Origin of the sequence: Methanomethylovorans sp. (assembly GCF_041305605.1) — an archaeon.
Classification (GTDB): domain Archaea; phylum Halobacteriota; class Methanosarcinia; order Methanosarcinales; family Methanosarcinaceae; genus Methanomethylovorans.
Genome location: NZ_JBFYLB010000013.1, coordinates 1 through 7957 on the forward strand (window position 1 = coordinate 1; position 7957 = coordinate 7957).

5 protein-coding genes and 1 pseudogene are annotated in these 7957 nt (G+C 38.1%); 3 read left to right on the plus strand and 3 right to left on the minus strand.

The window, feature by feature from the left end:
• Positions 1–278, plus strand: a pseudogene (locus ACCM36_RS00840) (flavodoxin); the annotation flags it as partial.
• 311 nt (positions 279–589) lie between these two features.
• Here ACCM36_RS00840 and ACCM36_RS00845 read toward each other — a convergent pair.
• Positions 590–790, minus strand: a complete 201-nt coding sequence (locus ACCM36_RS00845) for a hypothetical protein (protein ID WP_370571804.1) — start codon at positions 788–790, stop codon at positions 590–592.
• A gap of 222 nt (positions 791–1012) precedes the next feature.
• On the opposite strand from ACCM36_RS00845, the gene ACCM36_RS00850 reads away from it, so the two are divergent.
• Both ACCM36_RS00850 and ACCM36_RS00855 read left to right on the plus strand, forming a co-directional pair.
• Entirely contained in the window at positions 1013–3256 is a 2244-nt protein-coding gene (locus tag ACCM36_RS00850; RefSeq protein WP_370571805.1) for an amino acid permease, read from the plus strand.
• 432 nt (positions 3257–3688) lie between these two features.
• Complete coding sequence (locus ACCM36_RS00855) at positions 3689–4828, plus strand: hypothetical protein (RefSeq protein ID WP_370571806.1); 1140 nt, start codon at positions 3689–3691, stop codon at positions 4826–4828.
• Between the two features lie 172 nt (positions 4829–5000).
• Here the strand turns inward: ACCM36_RS00855 and ACCM36_RS00860 are convergent, their stop codons facing one another.
• Positions 5001–5960: a mechanosensitive ion channel family protein gene (locus ACCM36_RS00860; RefSeq protein WP_370571807.1), complete on the minus strand. Its 960-nt coding sequence runs from the start codon at positions 5958–5960 to the stop codon at positions 5001–5003.
• A 309-nt stretch (positions 5961–6269) separates the two neighbouring features.
• Complete coding sequence (locus tag ACCM36_RS00865) at positions 6270–7586, minus strand: Fic family protein (RefSeq protein WP_370571808.1); 1317 nt, start codon at positions 7584–7586, stop codon at positions 6270–6272.
• Positions 7587–7957: the final 371 nt, after the last annotated feature.

The window sequence follows — 7957 nt, forward strand, 5'->3', positions numbered from 1 at the left end:
ACATTGCAATATTCATGACACATGCTGTTCCTGAAGGATTTGAGGCCATTCATTCATGGACCGGTTCCTACGAGAAGGCTGCTGTTGGTGCAAACATCCTTGGTGCATTTGATTGTCAGGGAGAGCTTGCCCAGCCTATAATTGACATGCTGTTAAAGTCCGATGACCCACAGATGAAAGCATTTGGTGAGATGGGACCATCTACAAAAGGCCAGCCGGATCAATCCCGGTTACAGAAAGCAAAGGAATTTGCAAAGAAAATACAGGCAAAAGTTTGATAGCACAAAGATGAACAGAATTTGTCTTAAAACTCCGAATTTTCCTTTTTTAACTATACTAGACAAACAGTAACAGCTCTATACATTATGATTTCATTCAATTGGACTTAAGTTCCAGATTGTATACTTAGTTTTGAACCCACGATTGTTGTTCTGGGCTGGATACTTGTCGGCCTGGAATTCTGCGCGTTCTCAGCTTTTCCTCGCAATGCTCGACCCTCAGCCCTCTTATGTGGCTTGGGCACGGATACGCTCTCTTGAGCGCATCCGTGCTTAATCCTATAAGTTTCCATATGTTTTAAGAAACTGTGTCAACTGTTCAGATCAGTCTGTTTCAGGGATATGTATGTTATGTATGCACTTGTGATCACTGCAATGACAATTAAAGCGATTAAGTAACTAATAAAAAACTCGTTCCAGTAAGCACCAATAGCAACGCCGATGGAGAGAAGTGCAAGTTTGAATATCCCTATTTGCCACCAGGTGAATGTATACGATTGGAAAAGCTGCATGTATATTTCTTGTATACTATGGTTATATAATATATTTGGCTCTATGGCTCTGTAAAAATCCCCTATGTTCAATCAACGATTCAACTATACATTATTTTTAAATATGCTGCTAGGCATTGATGCTAATTGCCATTTTTAACCAGTTGATGTCGATTAAAATATCTATTTCACAGAGCCCAATAACTATTATTATCTGTATAAGCCATTGTTAATGGGGAAACGATGGACGAGGACAATAACTTCTCAACTGCTACTTCAGAGCCTACATTACAGGAGCAAGTTAAAGAACATAAAGTAGCCAAAAGCAAGCTTTTCGGGACCTTTGATGGTGTTTTCACACCAACTTTGCTCACAATTCTGGGAGTGATAATGTATTTGAGAGAAGGGTGGATAGTGGGAAATGCAGGTCTTCTGGGTGCTGGCTTTATTATTTTGCTTTCATGCGGCATAACATTTCTAACGGGTTTATCACTCTCCTCGATAACAACCAATATCCGTATTGGTGCAGGTGGCGCTTTTTCGATCATCTCCCAGTCATTGGGGCTCGAAGTAGGAGGGAGTATCGGTATTCCACTTTATCTGGCACAAGCCCTTGCAGTGGCAATGTATATATTTGGTTTTCGTACCGGTTGGCAATGGATATTTCCAGACCATCCGGCAATCCTTGTCGATCTGGGCGCTTTTGCAGCCCTGTTCATCATCGCTTACATAAGTGCCAGCCTTGCATTCAGGATTCAGTACGTAATTTTGGCAATCACCGTCGCCTCCCTTATCTCTATATTCTGGACACTATATTCAGTTCCAGCACAGCAGCCCATAACATGGTGGGGAACATTTTCTGGTTCTCCTGAGAACATGTTCACAGGAATTGGATTCTGGGCACTTTTTGCAGTATTTTTTCCTGCAGCTACGGGTATCATGGCCGGAGCAAACATGTCAGGAGAACTGAAAAATCCACGTGGGAGTATCCCCGTGGGCACCATGTCAGCGATTGTACTAGGAACTATCATTTATCTTTTACTGGCTTACTGGCTTATTCGCTCTGCAACTCCAGATGAACTTGTCAACAATTATACCATAATGATAGAACGCGCAGCATGGACACCTATAGTCGTGGCGGGCCTGCTGGGAGCAACATTTTCTTCTGCACTGTCTTCCATTGTTGGTGCACCAAGGATATTGCAAGCCCTGGGAGATAGCAGCATACTGCCAAAAAGTAAATGGTTCTCAATAAGGACACAATCAGGCGAACCCAGGAACTCTATAATATTCACAGGTGCAATCGTACTTATTGCATTAATGCTTCGAAACCTTAATGCTATTGCTCCTCTTATAACCATGTTTTTCCTGCTAACATATGCAATGATCAATGTGGTGGTTTTCATAGAACAGAGCCTGAATCTGGTTAGCTTCAGGCCTCTCTTCAGGATACCTTTGGCTGTATCGTTCCTTGGAGCAGCAGGTTGTCTTTTTGTAATGTTCACAGTAAACTCCACATTCAGTCTTGTGGCGGTTGTTGTTGTTGTATCCATACATAGCGTTCTTTTGCGCAAACATCTCAAAGCGCCTTTTGGAGATGTGCGCAGCGGACTTTTTGTAGCACTGGCCGAATGGGCGGCAAAGAGAGTCAACGAAATTACTGTATCCAGGGAAAGGGCATGGACAGCAAATCTATTGGTACCCATAGAAGATCCACAGGAACTGCGAGGTATGTTCAATCTGATAAGAGATATCTCCTATCCAAAAGGATTTATTAAAATTTTAGGCCTTACAGGCAAAGTAGATGAGATGGAACTATATTCGAGACTGCCAGATATTACAAGATCATTTCAGGATGAAGGTGTGTTCTCGTCATGGACAATAATAGATGCACCGTCTTTTGAAGAGAACCTTATTGCAGGCATGGAAGCCCTTGGCGGGGCTTTTTTCCGCCCGAATATCCTATTTCTGACACCACCATTATCAAAACAGGGAGAAGAAGACATTAGGAAAATAGTACAAAAGGCATCACATATCCACACAGGTTTTGTGATATACGCAGCCCATCCAAAATCCGGCCTTGGAAGACACAAATCAATTAACATCTGGATAGATGACAAAAGTCCGGACTGGGAGATAAGCATGGATCTTGGAAATATGGACCTTGCAATTCTCATTGGATATAAGCTCAAAAGAAAGTGGGAGGCTTCAATGAACCTCATAAGCGCTGTTGGTGAGGAAGGACAGAAAAGGAAAGCAGAAGAATATATTAAGACACTTGCTGAACTGGCAAGACTTCCAAACGTCAACACCTATGCTTTAGAAGGTGATATTGAAAGCATAGTTCAGAAAGTACCTCAGACAGCTCTGAATATATTTACGCTTCCCTATGAGCCTGATTTTGAGTTCATCCGTAGAATGGTAGAGTTAACAGGTTCATCCTGCCTCTTCACACTCGACTCCGGAGACGAAAATGCTCTTGCATGATGAAAATAAAAACAACTGATAGAACTTGTTCCAAAGATGTTCTAACGATATAATTACCAGACAGAATGTGCGGTGTGGAAAGTAATACTCAGGGGATTTATCCTTTTTAAATTGTTAGGTCGAAATAAAATAGAATGTAGCTTTTCTACAGAGCCTAGAAATCGTCTCTTTTCGAGGAACTAATTAAAGTTAAATTTTTAAAGAATGTGTCTATATATATCGGTCTATAACTTCTATTTCAGGCTGATGATACTGATTTTTAGAGATATTCTACAAAGCTAAAATATCAGTTACTGAAGCTAATGACATTTCTTTGCACATGACAACAATCAATGCTTCAAAGAACAAGGTAAATACTGTGTTCTGTCCTATGCTGTGGAAATCCAATAGTATTTATCCATAGATCCCCTAATTATCTTGGGGGTTAAACGTATGAAATATACATTTCAGGATTCAACAGAATTACCGGTTCAACGGGACTTTGTAAAGGATTTACAAGACTTCATCAAATTATGCAAAGAGACACTGCCGATTGAAAAAGCATCCTATCTTCTCAACGAAAAGAAGAAAAAGAGTACTGTATTGGTGGAAAGTGAGATCAAGGCACTCGATGAATTTGAAACAGGCGTCTCAAAAGCAATACAGGAGTTAAACAAAAATATTGAAGGCATGGATATCTCAAGCGTGAAAGATGAGTCGATTGCATCAATAGCTTCTATTTCTTCCAGAAAGAAAACAGAACTGGGAAAAGAGCTTGATGATAATGTAAAAACCACAGATTTTGAGTTGGATCAGTTAAGCACCAAGATGCTATCCCTTCTGGATTCTTTCTTTAAAGAAAGCATCTACAATTCAGTAGACACATACTTACTCCAGCAGGAAGATGGAAGTATTAGTGGTAAGCAAGTTTCATTTGCTGAAAACATGGAATACTGGTTTGGTTTGAATTTTAATGAAACTTCACTGAAAGTAGATCACTTATACAAGAATTTCTCATTACCAATATGGGTTTCAGGTGGGTTATTACATAGGGAAGACAGGGTGAAGAGTCTGGATCTGTCTAATCATCGTGTTGTTTCCATTGAATATAATGAGAACGAACACCTTGAAGCTCTATTAAAGGACGATAACTCAGAGCATATATTCAGGATAGTTGCTGACGGGAATACCTTCATGATATTCCATAATGATCATGACATAACTGTTGATGAAGAATTGGTCCAATCCATGGTAAAGGAAGATGTCCTACTTCTTATAAAAAAGATGAAGCAATACTTCTTAGTGGGTGTCCAGTCTAGTGCACTTTCAAAGGTACTAATTGATGGAAAAGACGCAATATCTGAGAACAGAGTATTTGATTGCCTTAAAATAATTGCTGTAAAGTATGGTGATTTGATCAATGAATGTCTTGTTAGAGGCTACAATAAGGAAGAGATCACTATAAAAATAGAGCATCCGGATGAAACCCGAACAGAAAAATATGTCTCAAAAGCAGAAATATTCAGACAACTCTCTGATACAGGCAGTGCAGGTCTTGAACTTGCGGATTTAATGAACGTTACAGAAAAATGAGTGCTTATCAAAGCATTCTTTTTAACTAATAAGTGATTGAGGCTTGCTAAAAACCAATCGGGTTAATTTTCCGCCTAGGTATTAATCTGTAATGGATTATTTTAATTATCGATCTTTTATGAAAATGGGATATGTAGCAATCCTATTTAATCATATTAATCTAATACTTTGTTCATGCGGCAACAACTGAACTCAGTGAACCACTTACCTCAATGCTGTTTATACTTCCAATAACTATGTCTTCTTCTGCATCGAATGCCTGTAGCAATTCCTGTACTATAGTGTGCCTTAACTTCCTGCGTTGCCGGGGGTTCACCACGTACCTCACGCATATATCGATACGGTCACTTTCAGTTTTCGTATATACCTGAGTTTCCACGTCGTAAGTGGTCAGCAGATATTTCTGTTCCAGGTTGGCAAGTTCCGCTTGGGCATTCATTACAGTCGTACTTACAAGCCTATCAGCTGTCTCAAAGATCATTTTTTGGGCTTTTTCCCAGTTGCTGCCGGGAGCCAGGATGATTCGCACTTCATCCCATATGAAGGAGAAGTCTCGTGTGTAGTTTTTCACAGTGCTGGTAAGCACGAAGCTGTTGGGCATGTTCATTATCCTGCCTGTGTACTGGTCACCATCTACCCATTCCCGAATTTCCATAAGGGTGGTATGAAAGTAGGTTATGTCCAACACATCTCCGAAACATTCTCTCACCTGAATGCGGTCCCCTGCGGTGAAAGGACGCGTCACAAGTAATAGAATTCCTCCTGCAAGGTTACGGAAAACATCCTGTAGGGCAATGACCAGACCAGCACTGAAAAGACCATATGCAACGATTAGAGTAGTAGTTTCTTTGAAAAAAACGACCAGTAACATACCAGCGGCAAGTAAGGTAGTGAATGCTGAGGAGAGCTTCCTAATATTATACCGTTCTCTAGTGGTGCGGGCCTTCCTTTTGATCACATTATCTAGGACAACATGCAGCAAATAGACCGCCAGCAGAATAAAAATAAAGTTCAACAACGGCACCAATATGACACGATAGTATTCCCCATAAACTGTTAAGTAGATAAGATACAACAATATTCCTGCCAGTACTGAAAGCAAAACAATGAAAAGATTGCGTATCCCACTCACAGAAGTAAATTAGGGGAAATGCTATAAATAGGTTGCAGAAGAAATAAATACTGCGAGTAAACATCTTTTGCTGTATTTGAGCCTGTTTAAAACTTATTCTGTTGTCATTGAATCAGAGTTCTGGTGCATAAAATTCATGGTGCATAGAGCTTTTACTTTTTTTTCTGTTATACTCAAATAAGGGAAAGTAGGCTTTTTGAAATGGGTTCAATGTTAATTCAGATTAATTTTCGACACAACCTCCAAATCCTTTATATATTGCAGTATACATGGCTCTGTAGCAATCCTATTAAATGAAGATGTAGAAATTCATGTTGGATTTTGATTTAGAATAAATACAAATTCCTTTCCGGATTTTTGTCTTTGAAGATGACCCAATTCTTCAAGAGAATATAGATCTTGTCTTGCTGTTGCATAAGATACTCCTTGCGTATTTTCGACTTCCTTAATCGTTATTGTTTTATGAGGGTATTTTATGAATTCTTTTAATATGTCCCTTTGTCTGTTGTTAAGTTTATCTGATTCTTTGATGCTTTTTAGTGCTTGGTACTGTTCTTTTTGCTTATTAGCCAGGTACTCTTGGATTTCATGTAATGATTCCATTATTGCATCTAAATTAAATTTTATAAAATATGTAAGGTCGCCTATCTCTTCATCCTTGTTAAATGCATAATCCGATTCGGTGTACTGGTATGCTAACTTGTACTGCCTTCTTTTTTTGTATATTAAACGTGAAACTGACATGTATTCGAAAAGCCAGTAATCTTGTTTTAGAACATACCAATAAAACAAGCTTCTGCCAGTACGTCCATTTCCGTCATTGAATGGGTGAATATAGTTAAGTAAATAATGAAGAAAAATTCCTTTAATTATGGGATGGATGAACTTACTTCTATTATCATTTGCAAATTTGCATAGTTCGTTTACTAATTCAGGAATTTCATCATTTTTGGGAGGTATATGTAAGATTTCACCATCATTGTCAAAAACCATTATTTCATCGTTATCTCTAAAAATACCTTCATCCGTAGGTTCCTCTAAGGTGCCAAGGGTCATCATCTTTTGGATTTCAAGTAGAAGACTAGGAGTCATTTCCTCGTTCTTTATTTCTAACACATACCTCAAAGTGTTATAATTGTTTATGATCATTTTTTCGTCTTTATTGGTAGGTTTTCGATTTTTCCTTAGCATTTCCTTGGCAACTCTGCGTGATGGGGTTGCTCCCTCAATTTGACTCGATGCGATGGCTTCTTCCATCAGGGAGTTTAATATGTACTTTTCACGAGTGTCTGATATTGCTTCTAGTGTGCTTTGTAAATTTCCTGCTGCACCTTTATCAAGGATATGCAAGTTTTCCTGGAAGTCTCGGAGCATTGTATATGTAAATGTATATTTTCCAAAATTAATAGAAGGCTCGTATTTCATTACTCTGAAAAATTTCATTAGAAACCATAGATATATGGGTTTAATTGGAATTTGATATTTTCTTTTTTCAACTTCTTCCCAATGTAAATATCTTTCATTATATTCACTAATAAGTTTAATAACTTCAGGATCATGAAAATATTTGAGTGGTTCTTCTCTTTCTTCAGGTGATAACATGGGAATTTTGGGTAATTTTTTCATGTTATCATTTAATCGCTTCTTACTATTTCAATTATTAGTTTAATAGATTTTAACAGATTCCAATAGTTAATTTTTAATTTAATTTTTTGTCAATTTATTAGTTTAATAGGTTTTAACAGATTCTAATAGTTTATTTTTAAGTTTGTTTTTTGGCTCTGTAGATAGCCATAATATGTACTCATTTTTTGAATTCAATATTTGGGATCAACAAGCATCAGATACACACAGTACCACGATGCAAAAAATAATGCAATTCCTGTTAACTCTGTATTAATTGCAGACAAACTCACTATAGTTACCACGACAATTATAAAAGACACAACTATATATCCAACTTGTTTTTGTGAATACATCGTTTTTCAACTCGTCAT

Excerpts from the sequence above, each read along its gene's own strand:
- ACCM36_RS00850 (WP_370571805.1), top strand. The coding sequence starts at position 1,013 with ATGGACGAGGACAATAACTTCTCAACTGCTACTTCAGAGCCTACATTA.
- ACCM36_RS00845 (WP_370571804.1), bottom strand. The coding sequence starts at position 790 with ATGCAGCTTTTCCAATCGTATACATTCACCTGGTGGCAAATAGGGATA.
- ACCM36_RS00865 (WP_370571808.1), bottom strand. The coding sequence starts at position 7,586 with ATGAAAAAATTACCCAAAATTCCCATGTTATCACCTGAAGAAAGAGAA.
- ACCM36_RS00855 (WP_370571806.1), top strand. The coding sequence starts at position 3,689 with ATGAAATATACATTTCAGGATTCAACAGAATTACCGGTTCAACGGGAC.